This is a genomic window from Achromobacter denitrificans NBRC 15125, assembly GCF_001571365.1.
Classification (GTDB): Bacteria; Pseudomonadota; Gammaproteobacteria; order Burkholderiales; family Burkholderiaceae_B; genus Achromobacter; species Achromobacter denitrificans.
This window is the reverse complement of the sequence record NZ_BCTQ01000030.1, coordinates 49,836-71,974: the sequence shown is the minus strand read 5'-3', so window position 1 is coordinate 71,974 and position 22,139 is coordinate 49,836. Positions and strand designations below refer to the sequence as shown.

At 66.2% G+C, this 22,139-nt stretch carries 22 protein-coding genes; 7 read left to right on the top strand and 15 right to left on the bottom strand.

Features of this window, described 5'->3' with window-relative positions; genetic code table 11:
• Positions 1-60: 60 nt before the first annotated feature.
• The 15 genes from ADE01S_RS22485 to ADE01S_RS22415 all read right to left on the bottom strand — a co-directional run bounded on the left by ADE01S_RS22485 (position 61) and on the right by ADE01S_RS22415 (position 15,469).
• Entirely contained in the window at positions 61-813 is a 753-nt protein-coding gene (locus ADE01S_RS22485) for a sulfite exporter TauE/SafE family protein (RefSeq protein WP_306303202.1), read from the bottom strand.
• A gap of 13 nt (positions 814-826) precedes the next feature.
• On the bottom strand, positions 827-1,777 hold the full coding sequence (locus ADE01S_RS22480) for a Bug family tripartite tricarboxylate transporter substrate binding protein (protein WP_062683967.1): 951 nt from the start codon (positions 1,775-1,777) through the stop codon (positions 827-829).
• Between the two features lie 214 nt (positions 1,778-1,991).
• Positions 1,992-2,900 carry a LysR substrate-binding domain-containing protein gene (locus tag ADE01S_RS22475; RefSeq protein WP_062683966.1) on the bottom strand — a complete coding sequence of 303 codons (909 nt, stop codon included), beginning with the start codon at positions 2,898-2,900 and terminating at the stop codon, positions 1,992-1,994.
• Between the two features lie 67 nt (positions 2,901-2,967).
• A complete protein-coding gene (locus ADE01S_RS22470) occupies positions 2,968-3,801 on the bottom strand; it encodes an amidohydrolase family protein (RefSeq protein WP_062683965.1) in 834 nt (277 codons plus the stop codon).
• 51 nt (positions 3,802-3,852) lie between these two features.
• Positions 3,853-4,533 (bottom strand): fumarate hydratase C-terminal domain-containing protein, encoded by a 681-nt coding sequence (locus tag ADE01S_RS22465; protein ID WP_062683964.1) that lies wholly within the window; start codon positions 4,531-4,533, stop codon positions 3,853-3,855.
• The gene (locus tag ADE01S_RS22460) at positions 4,527-5,462 is read right to left on the bottom strand and encodes a fumarate hydratase (RefSeq protein ID WP_062683963.1); all 936 of its coding nucleotides are present in this window, start codon (positions 5,460-5,462) and stop codon (positions 4,527-4,529) included. Before ADE01S_RS22460 ends, ADE01S_RS22465 begins: the two co-directional genes overlap by 7 nt.
• 13 nt (positions 5,463-5,475) lie before the next feature.
• Positions 5,476-7,215: an L-aspartate oxidase gene (locus ADE01S_RS22455; protein WP_062683962.1), complete on the bottom strand. Its 1,740-nt coding sequence runs from the start codon at positions 7,213-7,215 to the stop codon at positions 5,476-5,478.
• A gap of 1 nt (position 7,216) precedes the next feature.
• Positions 7,217-7,561 carry a succinate dehydrogenase/fumarate reductase transmembrane subunit gene (locus ADE01S_RS22450; RefSeq protein ID WP_062683961.1) on the bottom strand — a complete coding sequence of 115 codons (345 nt, stop codon included), beginning with the start codon at positions 7,559-7,561 and terminating at the stop codon, positions 7,217-7,219.
• Positions 7,558-7,893 (bottom strand): succinate dehydrogenase, encoded by a 336-nt coding sequence (locus tag ADE01S_RS22445; protein WP_062683960.1) that lies wholly within the window; start codon positions 7,891-7,893, stop codon positions 7,558-7,560. Before ADE01S_RS22445 ends, ADE01S_RS22450 begins: the two co-directional genes overlap by 4 nt.
• Before the next feature lies 1 nt (position 7,894).
• The gene (locus ADE01S_RS22440) at positions 7,895-8,629 is read right to left on the bottom strand and encodes a succinate dehydrogenase/fumarate reductase iron-sulfur subunit (protein ID WP_062683959.1); all 735 of its coding nucleotides are present in this window, start codon (positions 8,627-8,629) and stop codon (positions 7,895-7,897) included.
• 176 nt (positions 8,630-8,805) lie between these two features.
• Entirely contained in the window at positions 8,806-10,587 is a 1,782-nt protein-coding gene (locus tag ADE01S_RS22435) for an acyl-CoA dehydrogenase family protein (protein WP_062683958.1), read from the bottom strand.
• Positions 10,588-10,612: 25 nt separating this feature from the next.
• A complete protein-coding gene (locus tag ADE01S_RS22430) occupies positions 10,613-11,221 on the bottom strand; it encodes a flavin reductase family protein (RefSeq protein ID WP_062683957.1) in 609 nt (202 codons plus the stop codon).
• Positions 11,222-12,283, bottom strand: coding sequence for a CaiB/BaiF CoA transferase family protein (locus ADE01S_RS22425; RefSeq protein WP_062683956.1), 1,062 nt, complete (start codon positions 12,281-12,283; stop codon positions 11,222-11,224).
• Positions 12,284-12,328: 45 nt separating this feature from the next.
• Entirely contained in the window at positions 12,329-13,309 is a 981-nt protein-coding gene (locus tag ADE01S_RS22420) for a Bug family tripartite tricarboxylate transporter substrate binding protein (protein WP_062683955.1), read from the bottom strand.
• Between the two features lie 54 nt (positions 13,310-13,363).
• Positions 13,364-15,469, bottom strand: a complete 2,106-nt coding sequence (locus tag ADE01S_RS22415) for an acetate--CoA ligase family protein (RefSeq protein WP_062683954.1) — start codon at positions 15,467-15,469, stop codon at positions 13,364-13,366.
• Between the two features lie 141 nt (positions 15,470-15,610).
• On the opposite strand from ADE01S_RS22415, the gene ADE01S_RS22410 reads away from it, so the two are divergent.
• From ADE01S_RS22410 to ADE01S_RS22380, 7 genes are all read left to right on the top strand, one after another.
• On the top strand, positions 15,611-16,483 hold the full coding sequence (locus ADE01S_RS22410; protein WP_255220870.1) for an SDR family NAD(P)-dependent oxidoreductase: 873 nt from the start codon (positions 15,611-15,613) through the stop codon (positions 16,481-16,483).
• A 42-nt stretch (positions 16,484-16,525) separates the two neighbouring features.
• A complete protein-coding gene (locus ADE01S_RS22405; protein WP_062683952.1) occupies positions 16,526-17,692 on the top strand; it encodes an acyl-CoA dehydrogenase family protein in 1,167 nt (388 codons plus the stop codon).
• Positions 17,692-18,216 carry a MaoC family dehydratase gene (locus ADE01S_RS22400; protein WP_062683982.1) on the top strand — a complete coding sequence of 175 codons (525 nt, stop codon included), beginning with the start codon at positions 17,692-17,694 and terminating at the stop codon, positions 18,214-18,216. Before ADE01S_RS22405 ends, ADE01S_RS22400 begins: the two co-directional genes overlap by 1 nt.
• On the top strand, positions 18,217-18,993 hold the full coding sequence (locus tag ADE01S_RS22395) for a citryl-CoA lyase (protein WP_062683951.1): 777 nt from the start codon (positions 18,217-18,219) through the stop codon (positions 18,991-18,993).
• Between the two features lie 159 nt (positions 18,994-19,152).
• Positions 19,153-19,893, top strand: coding sequence for an IclR family transcriptional regulator (locus ADE01S_RS22390; RefSeq protein WP_062683950.1), 741 nt, complete (start codon positions 19,153-19,155; stop codon positions 19,891-19,893).
• A 30-nt stretch (positions 19,894-19,923) separates the two neighbouring features.
• Positions 19,924-20,832, top strand: a complete 909-nt coding sequence (locus ADE01S_RS22385) for a LysR family transcriptional regulator (RefSeq protein WP_062683949.1) — start codon at positions 19,924-19,926, stop codon at positions 20,830-20,832.
• Between the two features lie 92 nt (positions 20,833-20,924).
• Positions 20,925-21,938 (top strand): cyclase family protein, encoded by a 1,014-nt coding sequence (locus ADE01S_RS22380; protein ID WP_062683981.1) that lies wholly within the window; start codon positions 20,925-20,927, stop codon positions 21,936-21,938.
• The last annotated feature ends 201 nt before the right edge of the window (positions 21,939-22,139 follow it).

The window sequence follows — 22,139 nt, the reverse complement described above, 5'->3', positions numbered from 1 at the left end:
GGATGGAACCCGACCGTGGGTTTGCGGCGCAAGCCCACGGTTCCGAAAGTCCCGCCTCGTTCACGAAGGGGAGACCCATCCGCGGTAGATGGCGCCGGCGCCGGCAATCGCAAGCAGCACAAAGATGGACTTTTTCAGCAGCTCGGGTGAAACGCGGGTCCTGAGGCGGGAACCCGCGTACAGCCCGACGAGGGAAATGGGCAGCAATACGGCGGCGCTGGCGAGGATTTCCGGTTGCGAGTACAGCCCGGCGGCGCCGAAGGCCGCCGCCCGCACCACCCCGCTCAGCAGGATCACGACCGATATGGTCGCCCGGAACTGGTCGAGCGCGTCGAGCCGGCGTGAGAGATAGATCGTGTAGATCGGCCCTCCGGTTCCGAATAGCGCGCTGAAAACGCCGCCGAATACGCCGAACGGAAATGCCCAGTATTCGTTCAGCGGAGCCTTGGTTTCCCCGGGCGAGCCCCGCAGGCCCCGGATGCACACGAACAGCACGAAACCGCCCAAGAGCATCAAGGGCCATCTGGCGCCCGCATTGTGCAGCAGCGTGACCCCCAGCGCGATCCCCAGCAGCAACCACGGGAACAGGCGCTTGAGTTCGGCCAGGGAGACCCGCCTCCAGTTGCTCCCGCCGACCAACGCGGTACAGGCCAGGTCGAACAGGACCACGAGCGGCACCGCGAACTGCAGCGGAATGAACTGGACCAGGACTGGCACGGCGACCATGGCCGCGCCGAAGCCCGTCATGCCGAAGACCGTGTAGGCGACAAAAATGACGGGAGCGACAATGGCGAGCGATTCCGCGGGCATCATGAGAGACTCCGCCTCAACTGGCGGTGATTCCCTTCTTCTGCACCAGGGCTTGCCATTTGGCGGATTCCCTGGCGATCTCCTCCTTGAGCGCGGCGGGAGGCACGATGGTCGCCGTCATCCCTTGGTCTTCCAGGTAGCGCTTGAGGCTCGGTTGCTCGACCGCCGACCTGGCATCGGCCAGGAGCCGGTCGATCGAGGGCTGCGGCGTTCCGGCAGGCGCCATCAATGCGAACCAGCCGGTGAACTCGAAGCCCGGCACGCCGTCTTCCGCCGTGGTCGGCAGGTCGGGCAGCAAGGCCGCGCGCTCCTTGCCGGTGACGGAGAGCGCCCGCAGGCGGCCGCCTTTTAGCAACGGCGCAATGGCGTTGATGTTCCCCACGGCAACCTCGATGACACCCGCCATGAGGTCCGTGTAGGCGGGACCTTCTCCCTTGTACGGGACGTGCATGAGTTCGATCCCCGCAGCGTCGGTGAAGGCTTCGCCGGCCATGTGCGTCTGGCTGCCGACGCCGGCGGATGAGAAGCTGAGCTTGCCCGGCCTGGCCTTGGCGTACGCGATGAGTTCGCGCGTGTTGTTGACGGGCAGGCTGGCGTTGACCGTGATGACCATCGGTCCGTTCGCGACCTTGCCGATGAGGCTGAAGTCGTCGAGCGAGTAGGGCAGCTTGCTGTAGATGAATTGATTGACGGTGAACATGCTGCCCGACGCCAGCAACAGCGTATAGCCGTCCGCGGGCGAGCTGGCGACGGCCTGTGCGCCCACGCTGCCGCCCGCGCCCGCGCGGTTCTCGACGATCACGCTCTGCTTCAGGCCTTTGCCCAGCTCGGAAGCGAGCGCGCGGCCCAGCAGGTCGGTCGCGCCGCCAGCCGAAAACGGCACGACCATCCGGATGACCTTGTCCGATGGCCAGCCCGCGCGCGCCGGCGTCGCAAGGAACGGCGATAGCGCCAGCCCGTATCCCATGGCTTTGATGATGCGGCGGCGCGCAGTTACAGCTTGATGTTCGTGTTTCACGGTTTTGTCTCCTTCAGTTCGCGGGGGAGCGGCCTGCCGGCACTCGGATGGCAGGCAGATCGCCAGGCAGCAACTACCCCTCGGGCCGAGGGGCTCGATTTTTTTGGGGCGTTGCGGTGTTTTTCTGCGGACTACTGGACTACGGTTCTGCTGGACTGCTGAGCTACGGACTACTGGGTGAGGCGGGCTTCGTCATGTCTTGCGGGCCGGCACAGACCGACTTCAAGGCGTCAAGCAACAACTGCGAAAGGTGGGACCGCGGGTTCTCCTTTGGCGCCAGGATGCCCAGGCGCCGCTTGACGGTCGGAGAACCGAAAGGAATGACCCGGATGCCGGGCGGAAACTCGCCCCTGCCGCGCCTGGCGGGCACCACCGATGCGCCCAGGCCATTGGCCACCATGGCGATGACGCCTTCGAGATTGTCGATTTCCATGGTTGACCGCAGGGTAATGCGCCTGCGCACCATTTCTTCCTGCACCAGATGCCCCACGCGGGCGGAGCGGTTGAAGCGGACGTAGGGGGTCTGCTCCAGGATTTCCTGATCGCTCGCGCCCTTGACCGAACGGTGCGCGATGACGACCAGCTCTTCCTCGACGAACGGCAGGAAGTCGAGGCCGGACCGCGGGGCGTCGGGCTCCGTCACAATGGCCACATCCAGCTGGCGGTGATAGAGAGCCCGCTCCAGATCATGCGTCAGCCCCGTCGTGACATGAACCTCCAGGCCGTGCCCCTGCTTCTGCAGGTGGCGCAAGGCAAGCGGCAGCACGCCCGATACACAGGTATGGACGCTGCCGAGCTTGAGCAGCCCGGCCGAGGTTCCTTTCTTGAGGGAGGCGCTCATGCTCTCCCAATGCGCGATCAGGTCGCGCGCCCGGTGTACCAGCGCAAGGCCCGTGTCGGTCAGGATGGGCGGGCGCCGACTGCGGTCGAAGATCGTGATGCCCAGCTCATCCTCCAGCGCGCGGACCTGCATGCTCACGGCCGAGAGCGACAGACCGATGGTGTTGCCGGCCTCGGCGAAGCTGCCGTGGTCCGCAATCGCGATCAGCGTGTAGAGCGTCCGGATGTCCATGTATGCGTCGTCCTTGTGGAGATGAGCGCCGCGGAATGCGCGCGTGCCGGGGATCAGGGGGAAGGCCCTAGATTCCGAGCAACCGCCGGGCATTGTCGCCCATCACCTTCCTCAGGTTCTCTTCGCGGATGGGCAGGCGCTCGAACCACTCTTTGTACCCTTGCACGGGGCAGAATGGGAATGAACTGGCGTACAGCATCCTGTCCGAGAGAAAGCCGTCGGCCGCCTTCACGTATTCTTCCCAGCCGGGCATGCGGGAAAAGTACATGTCGGGAGACAGCCATAGATTCGGCCGTCGGAAGCCCAGGTGCAGGATTTCATTGACCCATGGCCAGCCGCCGTGCGCGACGACCACATTGAGATTGGGGAAGTCCGTCAGGACGCGGTCGGTCCGGATCGGATCCGAATAGCTCAGGTCCGGGCCTGCCGTGCCTCCGACCATCATGATCACCGGAACGCCGATGTCCTCGCAATGACCGTAGATCGGGTAGAGGCGCCGATCATCGGCGTACATCGGCACCGGGTATGAACCGGGTTCTATGTTGATGAGCCGGAACCCTTCTTCGACCGCCTGGCTGATGGTCCGGCAGGCCTTGCGCCGGTCGGCGGGGTCTATCGAGGCGGCGCCGATGAACCGATCCGGATGTCCGGCCACGATGCCGCGCACATCTTCGTTGGACACGCTGCCCAGCACCCCGGCCAGCCTGCCCACGACTACGCCACGATCGATTTTCGCGGCATTCATCTCGTCGAGCAGCAGGTCCATCGATTGCCGCTGCGCCGCGGGGGAGGGCTCGAAGCCCACCGTCCGGGTGAAACCGTCGCGCCGTTCTCCCGCCGAGTACATGAGCGTGTTCAGGAAGCCGCCCACGGGCGGCCGAAGCCGAAAGTCGATGATCATCGCAGTATCTCTGTCTGGTGCCGGGTTGCTGGAAATCGTGCGTTGCCGTTGCTACATCACTTCGTCCTTGCGGTCGTCCGTTTCGCCGTAGCGATGCAGCGCAGGGGGCTTCAGCCCGGCGTAGAGCTTCTCGATGCCCGCATTGATGGTTTCGGCGTGCTGCGCGAAGAGCGAGTTGCCGTCGAGGTCGCTCTCGACGATGAACGGCCCGAAATTCTCGACCTCGAACAGCCACATCGCCTGCGCGATGCCCAGCTCGTCCAGCCAATGCACCTCGCGCACCTGCTTGATGCCTCGACCCAGCAACGCGCCCGTGCCGTAGCCGACCGTCGTCAGGTAGATCGCGCCGCCAGGCGCTAGCACCTTCTTGTAGTCGTCGGCGGGCATGCCGCCTTTGCCGATCAGGATCCTGCATCCAGTCTCGTCCAGCCATCGAGGGATCCACTTGGAGAACCGGAACGAGGCGGTGGCGGTGACGGCGCCCACGTTGTAGCCGCCACGGCCGTCCGGCGCGGCGGCCGGCGAGCAATGGAAATTGACGTTGCTGAGGGATCGCAGGTCCAGCGGCAGCGGCAGCTCCTCGTCCAGAACCTTCTTGTAGACACCCTCCCGGGCCGTATACACCAGGCCATTGAGATAGACCGCCGAGCCGAGTTCGAGCTTGGCAATGTCTTCCGTCCTGGCGGGCAAGTCGAGGTGAAAGACCTTGATTTCGTCGTCGTTGCTTACCATTCGACCGTCTCCCGGCGCATGTAGGGCGTGAACCATTGGGGATCCGTGCGGTACTGGATCTCCCCGTTGGCGTGAATCCGCGCGGTGGCGCGGCGCGAAGACAGGCAGAAGGTGTGCAGGCTGATGGGCATGCCGCCCGTATGCGTATAGCCGCACTCGATATGGCAGTCGACCACCATGCCGGAACCGACGAAACCCATGGCGCCCATGCCGATGGAGTTTCCCAGTTTCATCAGTTCCAGCTCCAGCTCCGCCACCTTGGGATCGGGATTCCGGTCGCCCACGGTCCGCAGACAGGCCGCCTGCTTGCCCAGCTGCATGCACGTGTCTTTGGATCCACCCAGGCCGATGCCGACGATGGCGGGCTGGCAGGCCAGCCCGCGCTTGCCGAATGCGATCAGGGTGTCCAGCACGAAGCGCTTGATGCCGTCTATGCCGTCTCCGGGGAACAGCATCCGGTAGTCCGTGCCGAACAGGCCGCCCTTGTGCACCGTGGTGATTTCGATCCAATCGGCATCGGGTTCGAACGACCATTCGATCTCGGGCGCGTTGATGCCCACATTGTTGTTGTGGTCGGTGCGCCAGAGCGGGTGCACCCGGTTCGGCCGCAGCGGAATGGTGACCGTGCCTTCGGCCGTGGCGTGGCGCAGCGCGCGCTCCACGGCGACGAAGCCCGAGTCTACGGAGGCATTGTTGCCGACCTTGACGTAATACCGCGGCAGCCCGGTATCGGCGCACATGGGGCGGCGGTCCTGGTCGGCGGCCTCCCAGTTGTCGACCATGGCATGGATGACGAAGCGCGGCAGCTTGCCGGTCTCCTTTGCCTGCAGGGCCTGGATGCCCTGCTTGTAGTCGGCTGGGATCTCGATTGCCGCGCGGCGCATGATTTCCAGCGCGGCCTCTTCAACTTTCTGGACAGGGATTCTCATGGTGGTAGGTGCCTCAGCTCTGGGGGATGCCTGCTTCGCCTTCGATGAGCGATTCGCCGGGCTTTACGATGTCGAACGAAACCGGAACCATCTCCAGCCGAACCTCGTCGTCCTGCGCGCTGACGCGGGTGTAGCGGCTGGTTTCCAGGTCCCCCGGCTCGGAAAAGTCCTCGCGGAAATGCGCGCCGCGGCTGTTTTCGCGTGCCAGCGCCGAAACCGTGATGACCTTCGAGATATCGACGAGGCTTTCCAGATTGAGCCAGTCATGCCAGGTCAGGTTGTAGCGCCGGTCTCCGTCCTCGACGCCTATGCCGCGCAGGGCCTCGCGGTGCCCGGCGATGGCGCCCAGGCCATGCTTCATCGCGTCACGATTGCGCAGCACGCCGACGTCGTCCCACATCGTCTGCGCCAGCGCATCGCGCAACTCATGGATGCGTCCGGGCCGCCGCGAGAAGGGGAATTCGGCGCGCTCGACGCCACGCGCGATGATCCGTCGGTCCGGGTCGCGCCACTTACCTGTTTTCGCGACGTAAGCGGCCATCGAGTCGCCCGCGATGCCGCCGAACACCGTGGAGTTGGCCACGCCGTTTCCGCCCAGACGGTTCGCGCCGTGCACGCCACCGCAGTCCTCGCCGGCGGCGTACAGGCCCGGCGAGGCGGTCGAGCCGTCGACGTTGAATTCGACGCCGCCCATCAAGTAGTGTGCCGTCGGAACCACTTCCACCTTGCCGCCCGCCAGGTCGAATCCGCAATCCTTGCATCGATTGACCATGCCGGGAAACGTCTTGGCTACCTTCTCCGGGCCAAGATGGCTCATCTGGATATAGACGCCGCCCATCGGCCCCGTGCGTCCGGCGCGCATTTCGGCGTAGATGCCTCGGCTGACCACGTCCCGCGTGGCCCGCTCGCCGCGCTTGTCGTAGTTGGACATGAAGCGCTCGCCGTCGCCGTTGAGGAGATAGCCGCCGGCGCCGCGCAATCCCTCTTCGAGCACGGTTCCGGTCATCCGCGTGTCCGGTCCGCCGAGCAGGCCGGTGGGATGGAACTGGACCATTTCCATGTCTCTCAGCTTCAATCCATATCGCAAGGCCATGGCCAGGCCGTCGCAGGTCTTGTCGCCGGAGGGCGTGTGGTACCGGTACATGGTCGGACCGGCCCCGGTGGCCAGGAGCACCGCCTTGGCTTGAATGAATCGATAGGTGCCGGCCCGCATGTCGATGAACAGCACGCCCGAGATGCCGGAACCGTCGGCTGCCGGAATCAGTTCGATGGCGCGATGTTCCTCCAGCTCGTCCACGTCCAGCGCCCGGACCTGCTCCATCAGCCGGTTGATGATCTCGATGCCGGTCAGGTCCGCCTTGTGCACGGTGCGATCGAAGCTTTGGCCGGCAAAAGCCTTGGAATGCAGCGAACCATCGGGATTGCGGTCGAAGAAGCAGCCGATTTCGTTTTCCAGTTCCCGTACCCGCTCGACCGCGCCTTCCACGAGCCGCCACGCCAGATCCTGGCGCGGCAGCCACTTTCCGCCCTCGATCGTGTCCATGAAATGGCGCTCCACCGAATCGCCGGCGGCCAGCGCGACGTTGTAGCCGCCCTGGACCATGCGGGTACAGCCGCATTTGCCGAGCAGGCCTTTCACGGTCACCGTCACCCGCAGGGAGGGGTTTGCCTTCTTGGCATGCAACGCCGCGAACAGGCCGGCGCCTCCGGTTCCCAGCACCAGGATGTCCGTCTTGTGGTTTTCGATATGCATGTCAGATCACTCCAGCGAGGAAGGCCAGGCCGGTGGCCATCGAGATCGCAAAACCCCAACCTATCCAGGCGACGCGCGCGTCGCGCGGAGAATTCCAGGGCAGGAGTTCGAGCACGAGAAGCCGCAGCCCGAAGAACATGTGGAGGGTGAGGAGCAACACCAGCCCCCATTCGCCAAGCTTCATCGCCGGCATCTCGGCGAGCTTGAGGAACGCATCGAGCCGGGCTTCGTCCAGCGCCATTGCCAGCACATAGAAGTGGGCGGGAAGGAAGAGAGCCAGCGCAAGGCCGGAAAGACGATGCCCGAGGAAGGCCCAGTACGCCTGGTGGTTGCGCGCGGACTTCATGACGCCAACCCTCCCACCGCGGCGACCGCGCGCATGCCCAGGATCAGCAGCGCAGCGCCGAACGCCAGCCCGACGGAGAACGCCGCGGCGCGGCTCATCCGGAGCCATTCGATCAGGATGTTGCGCACGCCGATCGGGACATGGATGGACACGCTCAGCACGAACAATGCGTAGAAGGCGATCCAGAGCCAGTTTCCCTGCGTGCGCGAGAGAATCTCGCCGGCGGTCAGGCCGCCGCGGACCGCATAGATGACGAGACCGACGTGCACGAACACGAAGGGCGCCATCACCATCGCCGTCAGGCGCTGGAGCGCGAACAGACGTGCCTCCATGTCAGCCTCCCTTGAGCAGGCTGAAAATGGCGCTGCGCTTCAATCCCGCGATGCTGCCGGTGGGACTCAGGCTGACCGGACAGTGCGTCATGCAGCTGCCCTGCGTGTGACAGGAGTTGCAGCCGCTGCCGGAGGTGGACTTGCGCAGGACGTCCTTGGGATCGGCGTGCCGTTCGTCGTTGAAGAGCGTCCATGCCCGGTTCAGGGCCGCGGGGCCTAGATAGTCCTTGTCCCAGGACACCACGTCACAGGCGGCGTAGCACACGCCGCAATTGATGCACTCGATGGCCGCGTCCGCGAGCTTGCGCTTCTTGCTCTGGGGCGACACCGGCGCCGGCGGATCGTTGCGCGTGGCGGTGCCGACAAAAGTATTTCCAGCGCGCGCCCACTTCTGGAAGAACTCACGCATATCGACGACGAGGTCCTTGATCCGCGGCATGTTGCGCAAGGGTTCGATCACGATCACGCCGTTTTCCTCGACGCGGCTCACGTGGGTCCGACAGGTCCAGCGCGGTTTGCCGTTGACCGTCATCGCGCACGAACCGCACACGCCGACGCGGCAGGCATAGCGGTATGAGAGGCTGGGCTCCTGCATCCGCTGGACTTCGGTCACGACGTCCAGAACCGTTTGGTTCTCGCGCCAGGGGACCGAGTAAGTGGAAAAGTTACCGTCTTCGACGCCCCGCGAAATGCGGACCGTCAGCTGTCGCTGATTGGTGGAATGCTTGGTGTCCATTTTCCGTCCTCGGGCGACACGCCGCGCCCATGGATAGAATTTTGGATCTCGCGAATCACTGAAGCAATATAGTTTTGGTTGATATTTTTTGAAGTTATTTGGCGTCGTCCCAGAGGGGGAGACGAGCCGGCGCGGACCTGCCGCGCCGCGGTAGGTTCAAAGGATTGCGATGACGCCTACTCCGTCCACCGCGTATCCGGGAATCCATCGACGCTTGCCGCGCCTTCGCAGATAGCGGTTTTCAGGCCGCCCGCATGAATCAGGATGTGGTCGGCGTAGAACTGCGCGCTGGCCTGGGCGGCCTGGCGCGCCTCGCCTTCCAGGCCGCCGCCGAGCGCGGCGCGCAGGCGCAGGCCGTGCATCCAGGCGCCGGCCACGGTTCCCCACAATTCGAGGTAGGCGGCGGCGCCCGCGTGGGCGCCGCGCGGGTCTTCGGCGCCGTGGGCCAGCAGCCAATCGATGGCGGCGCGCAGATGGACGCAAGCGTGTTCGAGGCGCTCGCCGAATGCGCGCGAGGCCGCCGCGCCTTCCTGGAGGGCGCGGGCCAATTGTCGGATTTCGTCCAGCAGGCCGCCGGCCTGCGCGCCCCGGTCCCGAAGGGTTTTGCGGCCCAGCAGGTCGTTCGCCTGGATGGCCGTGGTGCCTTCGTAGATGGTCAGGATGCGGGCGTCGCGATAGTACTGGGCGGCCCCGGTTTCCTCGATGAAGCCCATGCCGCCGAAAACCTGGACCGCGTCGTAGGTGATCCGCTGCGCGTTCTCGGTGAACCAGCCCTTCATGACGGGGATCAGCAGTTCCACGCGCTCGCGGGCCTGCCGGCGGGTTTCGGGCTGGCCGGCGGCGTGCGCCTCGTCCCTGCGCATGGAGATGTACATGCCCAGCGCGCGCATGGCCTGGATGCGGCTTTTCATGGCAAGCAGCATGCGGCGGACGTCGGGATGGCGCAGGATGGTTCCGCCCCGTTCTTCCTCGCCGACGATACGCCCCTGGACGCGCTCCCGCGCGTACCAGACGGCGTGCTGGTAGGCGCGCTCGGAAATGGCCAGGCCCTGGTTGCCGACCGAGAAGCGCGCCTCGTTCATCATGATGAACATGGTCTTCAGGCCCTCGTTGCGCTCGCCGACGAGGTAGCCGATGGCGCCTGCGTCCGCGCCGAACTGCATGACGGCGGTGGGGCTGGCATGGATGCCCAGCTTGTGTTCCAGCGCGGTGCAGTGCACGTCGTTGCGCGCGCCGAGGGTGCCGTCGGAGTTCACCAGGTATTTGGGCACGGCAAACAGCGACAGGCCTTTGGCGCCGGCGGGGGCGTCCGGAAGCCGGGCCAGCACGAGGTGGATGATGTTGGCGGCCAGGTCGTGGTCGCCATAGGTGATGAAGATCTTCTGTCCGGAGATGGCATAGCTGCCATCGGCTTTCGGAATGGCCCGGGTTTTGACGGCGGCCAGGTCCGAGCCCGCGGCGGGTTCGGTGAGGTTCATGGTGCCGGTCCATTCCCCGCTGATCAGCCTGGGCAGGAGCTGTGCTTTCAAGGCTGGGTCGGCCGCGCTCAGGAGCGTCTCGATGGCGCCGCTGGTGAGCATGGCGCAGAGGGCGAAGCTGGGGTTGCAGGCGTGCCAGATTTCTTCGGTCAGGGTGGATAACACATAGGACAGGCCCTGGCCGCCGTATTCCTCGGGCTGGCGCAGGCCGTTCCATCCCCCTTCGCAGAAGGCGCGATAGGCGTGCTGGAAGGCGTCGGGCACGCGCACCGCGCCGTCCTGAAGCCGGCAGCCCTCAATGTCTCCCGCGCGATTGATCGGGTCCAGCACGCTTTGCGCGAATTTGCCGGCTTCGAGCACGACCGAGCGCGCCAGGCTGGCGTCCAGCGAGGATCCGCAATCCTCCAGATGCGCGTCCAAGGGGAAAACCGAAGCCGCGAGGAACTCGATGTCGTGCAGGGGGGCGTGGTACTGGCTCATGGGTGATGTTGATTCAGAAATAACGTTATGGCGCGGCATCTTGGGAGAAACGCGCGCCCAGGCTGGCGTACCACGGGCCGCCCAGCCGGCAGGCCGGATCCAGCAGCGTGCCGTCGATGCGGCCATCCTTCATGCATGACTCGGCGATGCTGAAGTGGACGACTTCGCCGATCAAGAGACGCGTGGCCCGGGCGCCGAAAACCAGCACCTCGGACAGTCGGCATTCCAGCCTTGTCGGGCTCAGCGCGACGCCCTGGGGCCGCACGCGGCGGCTCGGCACCATCTCGATGTTCAGCAGGGCGGCCTCGTCGATATGGGGCGGGAAGTGGCCGGAGGTGGCATGCATCGCGGCAATCTGGGCGACGGTGACGAAATTGACGACGAACTCTTCGGTTTCCTGGATGTTGACGACGGTGTCTTTGTCCTGGCCCTGGTGCTGGCTGATGCTCAGGGCGATCAGCGGAGGATCCGTCGAAACCAGGGTGTAGAAGCTGAAGGGCGCCAGGTTGCGCTGGCCCGCCCGGTTCAGGGTGGAGACCCAGGCGATCGGCCGGGGGACCAGGCAGGAGGTCAGCAGGCGGTAGGTTTCGCGCGCGCTCAGGTCCTCGGCGTCGCGGCCCACGTGCGTGTCCATTCAGCGTTCGTCCATATGGGTCAGGCGGACGGGGTAGCGGACATACCTGGCGTCCGGATCCGTGCCGAACAGGCCGCGCGCGCGCATGTGCGGGGAGGCATGCAGCGCCAGGGGCGCTTCCACCCGCGTCGCGGGGATGTCGGCGGCCTCCAGGCGCGCGAGGAGGTCCGGCGCCGCCATGCGGCCGACGCGGCGGGCGATCGCGTCGTTGATTTCGCCCGCCCGTTCCTCGCGCTCCCGGTAGGTGGCGTCCGGCGCGTCGGAGCGCGGCAGCGGCAAGGCCTGCCGCAGGCGCAGCCAGAAGTGGTCTTCCAGCGCCGCGATCGCGACGAAGGCGCCGTCCTGGGTCTGGAACACGCCGTAGGCGGGCTTGTTCAATACGTCCTGGCGCTGCGCGGCCAGCGTGGACTTGCCCGCGGCCGCGAACTGGCCCAGCCGGGGGTTCATCCACTGCGCGACGCAATCCGTGAGCGACACGTCCAGATGCTGGCCGCGGCCGGTATGCTGGCGCTGCATCAAGGCGGCCAGCGTGCTGGACAGCGCGTACATGGCGCCGCAGAGGTCGGCGACGGGGAGGCCGGCGGCCGCGGCCGGCATCGCCGGGTCGCTGCCGGCCAGGGCCAGCGCGCCGGCCGTGGCGAGATAGTTGATGTCGTGGCCGGGCCGCTGCGCATAGGGGCCGGTCTGGCCGTATCCGCTGAGGGAAACATAGACCAGCCCGGGGTTGAGCCGCGCGGCCTCGTCGTAGCCCAGGCCCAGCCGCGCCATCACGCCGGGGCGGAATCCTTCGATCAGGACGTCGCTGCGGGCGATGAGGTCGCGGGCGGCGTCCAGGCCTTCGGCCTGCTTCAGGTCCAGCATGACGCATTGCTTTCCGCGGTTGACGGACTCGAACACGCCGGGATACAGCCGGCGCGCATTGTCGCCGTGGGGAGGGCGTTCGATTTTCGTGACGCTGGCGCCGAGTTCCAGCAGGTTCTGCGTCAGGAAAGGACCGGGCAGCAATTCGGAGAAATCGGCAACGGCTATGCCGGCCAGGGGCAGGGCGTGGGAACGGGACATCGCGTGGCTCGTGCGCAGGGGAGTCGGAGGGGGAAAGAAACGGCCCTAGTCCAGCTTGACGTTGGCTTCTTTCACGACGTTGCCCCACTTGATGGACTCCTCGCGCACGAACGCGTTGAAATCCGCGCTGTTCTTCTTCAGCGGCACGCCGCCGAATCCGATCAGCCGCGAGGCGATCTGCGGATCGTCGATCGCCTGGGCGAACGCCTTTTCGAGTTTCGCGGCCACGGGCTCGGGCGTTCCCGCCGGCACGAAGACGCCCATCCAGGAGATCGAGGTCGCGCCCGGATAGCCGAGCTCGGCCAGCGTGGGGAGATCGGGGAAGGTCGGCAGGCGCGTTTCGCCCGTTACGGCCAGGGCGCGGATCTTGCCGCTCTTGATGAAGGCTTCGGTCGACACGGGGTAATCGAAAGACAGATCGACCTGGCCGCCGATCAGGGCGGTGATCGAGGGCGCGCTGCCCTTGAACGGGATGTGGCTGAACTTCACGCCGACGATGGACTGGAAGAGCTCGGAGGCCAGGTGCGTGCCGGTGCCCGCGCCCGCGCTGGAGGTATTCAGCTTGCCGGGATTGGCCTTGGCATAGGCGATGAGCTTGTCCAGGGTGTCGTACGGCCGGGATTCATTGACGACGACGATGTTCGGGATGGCGGTCAGCCCCTGGACGGCCGTGAGCGCCTTGTCCGGGCGGCTGCCGGTGTTGTAGATCAGGGGGTTGGTGACCTGCGTGCCCTGCGTGCCGAGGAAGATGGTGTAGCCGTCCGGCTTGCTGTTTGCCGCGTACTCGGCGCCGATGTTGCCTCCCGCGCCGGCGCGGTTCTCGATGATGATGGGCTGGCCGAGCAGTTCGGCCGCGCGCGCGCCCACCGTGCGCGCGACGTTGTCGGTGATGCCCCCCGCGGTGAACGGCACGATGAACCGGATGGGGCGGTCTGGGAAGGCGGCGTCCGCGGACGCGGTGGCGGGAGCGAGGGACATCGCGGCGGCGATGGCGGCCAGGGCGCCGGTGACACGTTTGATGAACATGGGAAGTCTCCTATATATCGGTGCGCTATCTGCTGTAGCGCGTGTTGAAACGCGTTATCGGCCGGCGGCGATCAAGACGGCATCCAGCGCGATAGCGCCCTCGGTGCTGACGAGTACGGGGTTCAGGTCCAGCTCCTTGACGTCGTGCGGGCCCTTCGTCACGAAGTCGGACACGGCCAGCAGCAGCCGCTCCAGCGCCGCGATATCGGCGGCAGGCTGGCCGCGGCATCCCTTCAGCAGCTGGTGGCAACGGGTCTCTTCGATCATCTGGCGGGCGTCGGCCGGCGTCAGCGGCAACAGCCGGCGGCTGACGTCCTTGAAGACTTCGACGTAGACGCCGCCCAGGCCGAAGGTCATGACATGGCCGAACAAGGCGTCCTCGTGCACGCCGACCAGGGTTTCGACGCCGCGCTGGGTGATCATCTGCTCGATCAGGATGCCGTCGATGATCGCCTGCGGGCAGGCCTGGCGCGAATTCGCCATGATCTGCTCCCAGGCTTCGCGGACTTCCTGCGGGGTGCGCAGCCCCACGATGACGGCGCCGATGTCCGATTTATGCAGGATCTGCGCGCTGACGATCTTGGCCACGACGGGGCCGCCGCATTGCGCGGCCGCTTCCAGCGCTTCCTCGGGGCTGCGGCAGAGGCGACCGAACGGCGCGGCGATGCCGGCCTGGCTCAGCAGCTGCTTGGCATCATGCTCGATGAAGGTCCGCGGCGCCGGCGCGCTTGCGGGCGGGGCGGGGCGGCTCATGATGGACGGCGTCCACTGGCGGTCGAAGGCTCGGGAGGCGATGCCGTAGCCGTTCCATTTCGACAGCGCCTTGATGGATTTGCCCAGCGTCCGCACGGGCGTCATGCCCGCGTCGACCAGGCATTGGTAGCCGGTGCCGAGCTTGTCGCTCATCCAGACCGGCACGATGGGGATCCCGATTTCGCCCTGTACCTTGACGAGGTTCCGGCAGGCGGCCAGCGTGGTGTCGCCGTACTCCATGGGAATCGGATACAGCACGACGTCGACGTTCGGATCGCGGGCCACGCACAGCAGCGACCCGTAGCTGATGTCGCTCTGCACCAGGATTTCCGCGGTGGTGTCGACGGGGTTGTCGATGGCGGCGTAGCTGGGCAGGAGCCCGGCCAGGGCCTCGCGGGTGCCGGGATCGAACTCGGCGAGCGTCAGCCCGGCGCTGCCCAGCATGTCGGCGGCAAGCGCGACGGTCCCGCCGGAGAACGAGTAGAGCGCGGTGCGCACGGGGCGCGCGGGGATGCCGCGCGCCAGCAGCGCCGCGGTATCGATCAGCTCGTCGATATCGTCGACTTCGATGATCCCCAATTGCCTGAAGGCCGCGCTGTTCACGTCCGCGCTGCCCGACAGGGCGGCGGTATGGGACTGCGTGGCCTTCACGCCATAGGCGGATTTGCCCACCTTCAGCGCCACGATGGGCTTGCCCTGGCGCGCGGCATTCAAGGCCGCGGCGGCGAAGCGGGGCGCGTCGTTGATGCCTTCGAGCAGGGTGACGATGACCTTGATCTCGGGCATGCCGACCATGTGGTTGATGTAGTCGCTGGCGGTCAGGTCGACCTCGTTGCCGCTGGAGCACCACAGGCCGATGCCGACGCCGCGCCCGCTGGCCTGCAGGAAGGTGCGGCCCAGCCCGCCGCCCTGCGTGACCAGCCCGATGGGGCCGGGCAGGCGGTCGTACTGGAAGGCGGGCGAAAACGTGAAGCCCAGCCCGCGGTTGTTGTTGGTCATGCCCGGGCAGTTGGGGCCGTAGATCCGAATGCCCGTTTCCCGCACGATGGCGCGCATCTGCTCTTCGAGCTGCCGGCCGGCCTCGCCGGTTTCGCCGAAGCCGGAAGTCAGCACGATGGCGAACTTGACGCCGAGCCTGCCGCAGTCCGCCAGCACGCTGACCGCCGCAGCCGCGGGGACCACCACGATGGCGGCCTCCGGCGCATAAGGCAGATCCAGCACGGAGCGATAGGCGCGCCGGCCCATGACCGAATCCTTGGTCGCATTCACCAGGAACAGTTCGCCCGTGTAGCGGGAGTGCTCGACGATGTTGGACAGCGCGCGCTGGCCGATGCTCGCGGGCCGGTCGGAGGCGCCGATGAGGACGAGCGAACGGGGATCGAACAAGGGGGCGAGGTCAGGAAACATTCAAAGTCCTTTGTGCGCATTCGGCTGGTTTGCCGATGGCTTGCGAAAGCTGTTGTTTATACGACGTGTCGGATACTAATTCGAGGTTTTGCATTTGGTCAATAAAAAAAAATTCGATATTTCGTCAATCGATACGATATTATGAATTTAACAAAGCCGTTCCCCAGGGGGAAACGCCGGGCCGGAACCGGCGCGGCGCCAGACGGATCAACGCGGCGGCATGCCTGCCGCCCAGGGCTCCACAAGAGGAAAAACATATCCATGGACTTGAGAATTGCAGGAAAGGTCGCGCTGGTAACCGGATCCGGCCGCGGCATCGGCGCGCAGACGGCGCGGGTGCTGGCCGAAGAAGGGGCGCGGGTGGTCATTACCGATATCGATGGGCAGACCGCGGCCGCCACCGCGCAGCGTCTGCGCGAAGACGGATACGAGGCCATCGGCGTGCAATGCGACGTCTGTTCCAAGGAGCAGGTCGCCGCCATGGTCGACGCCGCCGCCACGGCCTTCGGCGGCGTGGACATCCTGGTCAATAACGCCGGCTTCACGCGCGACAAGTATCTGGGAAAGATGGCCGAGTCGGACTGGGACTCGGTGGTGGACACCATCCTGAAGGGCGCATTCCATTGCACGCGGGCCGTGCTGCCGGGAATGATGGAGAAGAAATGGGGGCGCGTGATCAACATCGCTTCGCGGTCGATCTTCGGCAATCCGGGCCAGACCAACTACACCACGGCCAAGCTGGGCCTGGTGGGTTTTACCCGGGCACTGTCGCTGGAGCAGGCGAAGTTCGGCATCACGGTCAACGCGATCGCGCCGGGTTTCATCGAGACGGAACTGATGCAGTCCCTGCCTTCCTACCCCATGCTGCGCGACGCGGCGCTGGCCAGGAATCCGGTCGGGTTCCTGGGGCAGCCGGACGACATCGCTTCGTCGGTCGCGTTCATCGCTTCGGAACATGCACGCTATATCACCGGCGTCACCCTGTACGTGACGGGCGGTCGCTACTCGTCGTGAAAACCACAACCTTGATCATGAAATGGCCGCATAGAGGACAACATGGATTTTGATTTCGATTCGAACCAGCTGGCATTGCGCGACAGTATCAAGCGCTACATGAAGGCCGAGATCGGCCCGCGCATCGCCGCCTGCGAGGCCGACCGGCGCATCCCGCTGGACGTGCTGCAAGGGCTGGCCCAGTTCGGTTATATCGGCGGGCTGTTGCCCGAGGACGATGGCGGGTTCGACCTGGACTTCGTCACCTGGGCGATGATGATAGAGGAGGCGGGATACTGCTGGGGCTCGTTGCGCACCATCCTCAACATCACCAACATCTTCCTGCGCCTGGTCAACGCCTACGGAACGCCGGCGCAGAAAGCGGCCTTCCTGCAGCCGGTGCTGGCATCGACCCGCAACGTCTGCGTCGCGATCAGCGAGCCCAATCACGGCTCGAACGTGGCGGGCATCGAGTTCAAGGCCGAGGACCGCGGCGACCACTACCTGCTGACCGGCAACAAGCTGTGGATAACGAACGGCGTGAACGCCGACTACGCCATCGTGCTGGCGCGCACGTTCAGCCCGGCCTGCGAAGGCAAGCTGTCGCTGTTCCTGGTGGACCGCGAGCAATCGCCGTACGAAGCCCGTCTGGTGGACAAGATGGTCCTGAAGGCATCCGGCACCGCCGAACTCGGCTTCGACGGCGTGCGCGTGCCCAAGGAGAACCTGCTCGGAACCGAGGGCGGGGCCTTGAAAACCATGTTGACCGGCCTGAACTACGGACGCCTGAACATCGCGATGGGCGCGGTGGGCGCGGCGCAGGCGGCGCTGGACCTGTCCATTGAATATGCCAAGACGCGCCGCCAGTTCGGCCGCCCCATCGGCGAGTTCCAGCTCATCCAGAAACACATCGTGGACATGATGGTCCGGACGGAAGCGGCGCGCGCCTTGGGCTACAAGGCCGCCGTGGCCGTTCAGAAGGGGTTGCCCGCGCGGGTCGAATGCTCGATCGCGAAACTGTACGGCGCCGAAGCCGCCCATGAAGTCGCCAAGATCGCGCTGAGCGTGCATGGCGGGCTGGGCTACTCGACGGAGTATCCGCTGGAGCGCATTTTCCGCGACACCAGCGGCGGCACGATCCCCGAGGGCACGGCGGAGGTCCAGACGCTTATCGTCGGCCGCGAAGTGCTGGGGCTGTCCGCCATCAACGCCGCGGGGGCCGCGCAATGATGTCCGCGCATACCGATACGCCGACGCCCGCCGCGCTGGAAGCTCTGCGGTACTACTGGGACGACCTGCCGCCGGGCCTGTCGGTCGACACGGCGGCGCGCACCATCACGGAAGCCGACGTGGCGGCGTTCGCGGGGCTGAGCGGGGACTACAACCGCCTGCACACGGATGCGGTTTACGCGGCCGGGACCAAGTTCGGCCAGCGCATCGCGCACGGCATGCTGGTCGGTTCGATCATGTCCGGATTGAACACGCGCACGGTGCTGAACCAGTGCCTGGAGCCTTCGATCCTGGGCTTGCTGGAAATGTCGTACCGCTTCGCCAAACCGGCGTTCGTGGGCGACACGATCAAGGTCCGCGTCACCGTCACGGATCGGCGCGCGACCAGCGACCCCGCCCGGGGTGTCGTGGAATTCGACCGCGAAGGCATCAATCAGGACGGCGTGACGGTCTGCATCTGCAAGGTCAAGATGCTGGTCGCCCGCCGCGCGCAACAGTCCGTCGACAACATAGTGGAGGCATGAATGATAAAGACCGAGATCGGATACACCACACCGGAAACCATCACGGTGCGCGGCAAGAACCTGGCGACGGAACTGCTGGGCAAAGTCGATTTCATCGACATGATGCTGCTGACCATTTTCAATCGCGTGCCCAGCGCCGCCGAGAAAGCCATGGTCAACCATATCCTGGTCACCGCGTGCGACCACGGCCTGACGCCCAGCGCCATGAGCGCCCGCCTGACCTTCCTGGGCGCGCCGGAGGCCATGCAGGCGGCGGTGGCGGCGGGCTTGCTGGGCGCCGGCAGCGTCTTCCTGGGCACCACGCAGAACTGTGCGGAGATGCTGGCCGCGGGCGCGCAGGGCTTGTCCGAAGCGCCGGACGATGCCGAGTGCGACGCGGCCGCGCGCGCCATGATCGGCGCCAGCCGCGAAAAGAAACAGCCCATCTACGGGATCGGCCATCCCATACACGTCAACGGCGATCCGCGGGTGCCGACGCTGCGCGAGCTGGCGCAGGAACTCGGCTACTACGGCAAGCACTGGCGGCTCATGAACGCGGTGCCGCGCGTGTTCCTGCAGGACCGCAACCGGAACCTGCCCATGAACGTGGTGGGCGCGATCGGCGCGATCATCTGCGACATGGGGCTGGATCCGATGATCGCGCGCGGCCTCATGCTGGTCGGGCGCGCGGGCGGCCTGGTGGCGCATTTGTACGAAGAGCGCGAGCACCCCATCGGCCAGGAAATCTGGGACCTGGTGCTGGCTCAGGACGAGCGCAATGTTGCCCCTGCTCGTTGACATCGGCTACACTTCCGACGCCGAATAAAGGGATGCGTGGCGGCTGCCCGCCACGCGGAATCACGGCGTCTCATCGCTCCAGTTCAAAGAAAACACCGCCTCTTAACTTGCCGCGCTCGCGCCGCGGGCCGATGGCAACTCCAGGTAATCGAGCGTTATATGCCGACCTTCGTTAGCGCCGCCGCCCGCGCCATGGCGGTATTTGAAGTCTTTGCCCGAGAAAAAAGAGAGCTCTCCAATTCCGATCTGGCCCGGCTGCTGGATCTCGCCGACAGCAGTTGCCTGGACCTGCTGTATACGCTGCACAAGCTGGGTTACCTCTTGCGCACCCAATCGCGGCGCTATTACCCGACCGGGAAGCTGGCCCTCGCGGTCCAGCAGATAAGCACGGTCGATCCCATCATCCACGCCACCCGCGAAGTGCTGGAACAGCTGGCCGAGCAGACCGGCGAAACCGCCTACATCGGACGCATCGACGGCGCCGCCGTCAAGGTCGTCGCCGTGCGCGACGGCAAGTATCCGCTGCGGTACATCCTGGCCCTGGGAGAACGCATCGCGCTGCATGCGTCCGCCATGGGCAAGGCGCTGCTCGGCGGCCTGCCCGAAGAGGCCGCGCGCAAGCTCCTTACCGCCAAGCCGTTGCGCAAAGTGACGTCCGCCACCGTCGTCGAACCCGATGCGCTGCTGGCCGAGATCGGCGCGAGCCGCGAGCGCGGCTGGTATCACACGCATGGCGAAGGCGGCGACGGCGCGGATGCGCTCGCGGTGTCGGGCTGGCTCGGGGAAGAGTGCATCGCCATCGCCATTTCCGGCCCGTCGGATCGCTTCGAAAGCAAGCGCGAAGAATACGTGGCCGTCCTGCGCGACGTCGCCGAGAAGGTTTTCGCACCCGACGCTTGACGCCAGCCGTCACGGCCGCCTGGCTTTCCGATGGACACTTTCAACTACATGCGCGCCTTCCGGCGCATCGTGGAACTGGGCAGCCTCGCCAAGGCGGCGGAGGACCTGGACCTGTCGTCCGCCGGCCTGAGCAAACAGCTTCGCGCGCTGGAAGCCCACCTGGGCGCGGTGCTGATCCAGCGCACCACCCGCAAGATGAGCCTGACCGACACGGGCGCGGCCTACTATGCCGAGTGCTGCCGGTTGCTCGACGAACTGGATGCCCTGGAGAAGTTCGTCAAGCAGCAGTCCCGGCGCGTATCGGGCCGGCTGCGCGTGAACGCGCCGGTGTCCTTCGCCTTGAGCGTGCTGTCGCCGCTGCTGGCGCGTTTCCTGCGCCAGTATCCCGACCTGAAGCTGGACCTGGCCATGGAAGACCGCCTGGTCGACGCCGTGGGCCAGGGCTTCGACGTGTCCATCCGGCTGCGGGCGCAGCTGGACGACTCCACGCTGATCGCGCGCCGGCTGGCATCGCTGACGCAGGTGCTGTGCGCCGCGCCGTCCTACCTGGAGCGGCGCGGCCGCCCGGACGGCGTGGAGGCGCTGCGCGAACACGACATCCTGAGCTATACCCTGGCCGACGGGCCCGGCGCGCTGCCGGACGACGAGGCCGGCCAGGCGACGGATCCGCTGGCCGGCCCCGCGCACATCCAGGCCAACAACAGCCTGATGCTGCGCGACCTGCTGGAAGCGGGGCTGGGGATCGGCGCGCTGCCGTCCTTCCTGGCCGCGCCCGCCATCGCCGACGGCAGGCTCGCGCGCGTGCTGCCGGAACTGCCCTGCGCGCCGCGCCACGTCTACGCCGTCTACCCGACCAGCCGCCACCTGCAACCCAAGGTCAAGGCGTTCGTGGACTTCCTGGCCGCGCATCTGCCCGCCGCCATGCGCGGCGATTGTTGACCGCCAGCGAATAATGTCCTGCCGGCGAGCGCCTTACTCACGCGCCGCGCCGTACGTAAGCTGGCGTCCGTTGAAACCAGATGGACGCCATCATGACCATTCGCTACACCCGCAAACTGCTCGGCCTCGCGCTGGGCGCCGCCCTCAGTCTCAATGCGTTCGCGCATGGCGCGCCGTCGCGCGCGCCCGCGTCCGGCCAGGAAGTGGGCGTCAGCCCCTGGGGGCCCGACGACGAAATCGGCCGCCTCAATCTCATCACGCCCGAATCGCGCGCGGCCGTCATGTCGCGCGTGGCCGGGGACAAGGTCTACGACCTGGCCACCGAATACTACGTGGGCATGCCGAGCTGGCAGGACGCGGGCGATCCCCACTACCAGTTCTGGATGACGCACACGCCGCGCGGCACCGAAGTCGACGACCCCATGGGCGTGGGCAAGGACATGAACGCGATGCGCAGCTACACCGGCACGGCGTTCTCCATGTACAGCCACACCGGCACCCACATCGACGCGCTCAATCATTTCGGCATCCACGGCAGGATCTGGAACGGCTTTCGCGCCGACGAGCATCTGGGCGACCGCGGCTGGAAGCGCACCGGCATCGAGAAATTCCCGCCGCTGGTGGCCCGCGGCGTGCTGATCGACGTGGCCGCGCTCAAGGGCGTGGACATGCTGCCGGACCAGTACCGCATCACCCGCCAGGACCTGAAGGCCGCGCTGGCGCGCCAGAAGACCGAACTGCGCCAGGGCGACATCGTGCTGATCCGCACCGGCCGCATGAAGCTGTACAACGATCCCGCCGCCTACATTGCCAAGCCGCCGGGCATGGGCCTGGACGCGGCGCGCTACCTGGTCGAGGAAGGCGGCGCCATGATCCTGGGCGCCGACAACCTCAGCTTCGAGACCTTCCCGTCCGAGGTGTCCGACGACTATGTGCCGCTGCATACCTACCTGCTGGCGCAGCAGGGCGTGCCCATCATCGAACTGGCGGCGCTGGACGAGCTGTCGCGCGACAAGGTCTATGAATTCGCCTTTATCGGCGGGCCGCTGAAGATCCGCGGCGGCGACGCGGCGCCCCTGCGACCGGTGGCGATGCCGTTGCGTTGAAAGGGGGGCGGCGGTCCTCGAACCGGGAGGATCGATCGGGGAGTGTCATCGGCCGCGGGGGCCGCTTTGCGATCCGTCCCCGAGCCAGTACCATGCCTGTTCGACGATCCGATTCCGCTTCGTCCCAAGGACCGCCCCATGACGCTGCCGCGCCCGTGCTTTGCCTGGTCTGCCTTGACGCTCGCGCCGGCCCTGCCGGAA

Coding starts and splice junctions, on each gene's coding strand:
- ADE01S_RS22420 (WP_062683955.1), bottom strand. CDS start 13,309: ATGTTCATCAAACGTGTCACCGGCGCCCTGGCCGCCATCGCCGCCGCG.
- ADE01S_RS22385 (WP_062683949.1), top strand. CDS start 19,924: ATGGACACTTTCAACTACATGCGCGCCTTCCGGCGCATCGTGGAACTG.
- ADE01S_RS22440 (WP_062683959.1), bottom strand. CDS start 8,629: ATGGACACCAAGCATTCCACCAATCAGCGACAGCTGACGGTCCGCATT.
- ADE01S_RS22395 (WP_062683951.1), top strand. CDS start 18,217: ATGATAAAGACCGAGATCGGATACACCACACCGGAAACCATCACGGTG.
- ADE01S_RS22430 (WP_062683957.1), bottom strand. CDS start 11,221: ATGGACACGCACGTGGGCCGCGACGCCGAGGACCTGAGCGCGCGCGAA.
- ADE01S_RS22435 (WP_062683958.1), bottom strand. CDS start 10,587: ATGAGCCAGTACCACGCCCCCCTGCACGACATCGAGTTCCTCGCGGCT.
- ADE01S_RS22380 (WP_062683981.1), top strand. CDS start 20,925: ATGACCATTCGCTACACCCGCAAACTGCTCGGCCTCGCGCTGGGCGCC.
- ADE01S_RS22410 (WP_255220870.1), top strand. CDS start 15,611: ATGAATTTAACAAAGCCGTTCCCCAGGGGGAAACGCCGGGCCGGAACC.
- ADE01S_RS22475 (WP_062683966.1), bottom strand. CDS start 2,900: ATGGACATCCGGACGCTCTACACGCTGATCGCGATTGCGGACCACGGC.
- ADE01S_RS22480 (WP_062683967.1), bottom strand. CDS start 1,777: ATGGGATACGGGCTGGCGCTATCGCCGTTCCTTGCGACGCCGGCGCGC.
- ADE01S_RS22445 (WP_062683960.1), bottom strand. CDS start 7,893: ATGGAGGCACGTCTGTTCGCGCTCCAGCGCCTGACGGCGATGGTGATG.
- ADE01S_RS22465 (WP_062683964.1), bottom strand. CDS start 4,533: ATGGTAAGCAACGACGACGAAATCAAGGTCTTTCACCTCGACTTGCCC.
- ADE01S_RS22470 (WP_062683965.1), bottom strand. CDS start 3,801: ATGATCATCGACTTTCGGCTTCGGCCGCCCGTGGGCGGCTTCCTGAAC.
- ADE01S_RS22405 (WP_062683952.1), top strand. CDS start 16,526: ATGGATTTTGATTTCGATTCGAACCAGCTGGCATTGCGCGACAGTATC.
- ADE01S_RS22455 (WP_062683962.1), bottom strand. CDS start 7,215: ATGCATATCGAAAACCACAAGACGGACATCCTGGTGCTGGGAACCGGA.
- ADE01S_RS22450 (WP_062683961.1), bottom strand. CDS start 7,561: ATGAAGTCCGCGCGCAACCACCAGGCGTACTGGGCCTTCCTCGGGCAT.
- ADE01S_RS22485 (WP_306303202.1), bottom strand. CDS start 813: ATGATGCCCGCGGAATCGCTCGCCATTGTCGCTCCCGTCATTTTTGTC.
- ADE01S_RS22425 (WP_062683956.1), bottom strand. CDS start 12,283: ATGTCCCGTTCCCACGCCCTGCCCCTGGCCGGCATAGCCGTTGCCGAT.
- ADE01S_RS22460 (WP_062683963.1), bottom strand. CDS start 5,462: ATGAGAATCCCTGTCCAGAAAGTTGAAGAGGCCGCGCTGGAAATCATG.
- ADE01S_RS22390 (WP_062683950.1), top strand. CDS start 19,153: ATGCCGACCTTCGTTAGCGCCGCCGCCCGCGCCATGGCGGTATTTGAA.
- ADE01S_RS22400 (WP_062683982.1), top strand. CDS start 17,692: ATGTCCGCGCATACCGATACGCCGACGCCCGCCGCGCTGGAAGCTCTG.
- ADE01S_RS22415 (WP_062683954.1), bottom strand. CDS start 15,469: ATGTTTCCTGACCTCGCCCCCTTGTTCGATCCCCGTTCGCTCGTCCTC.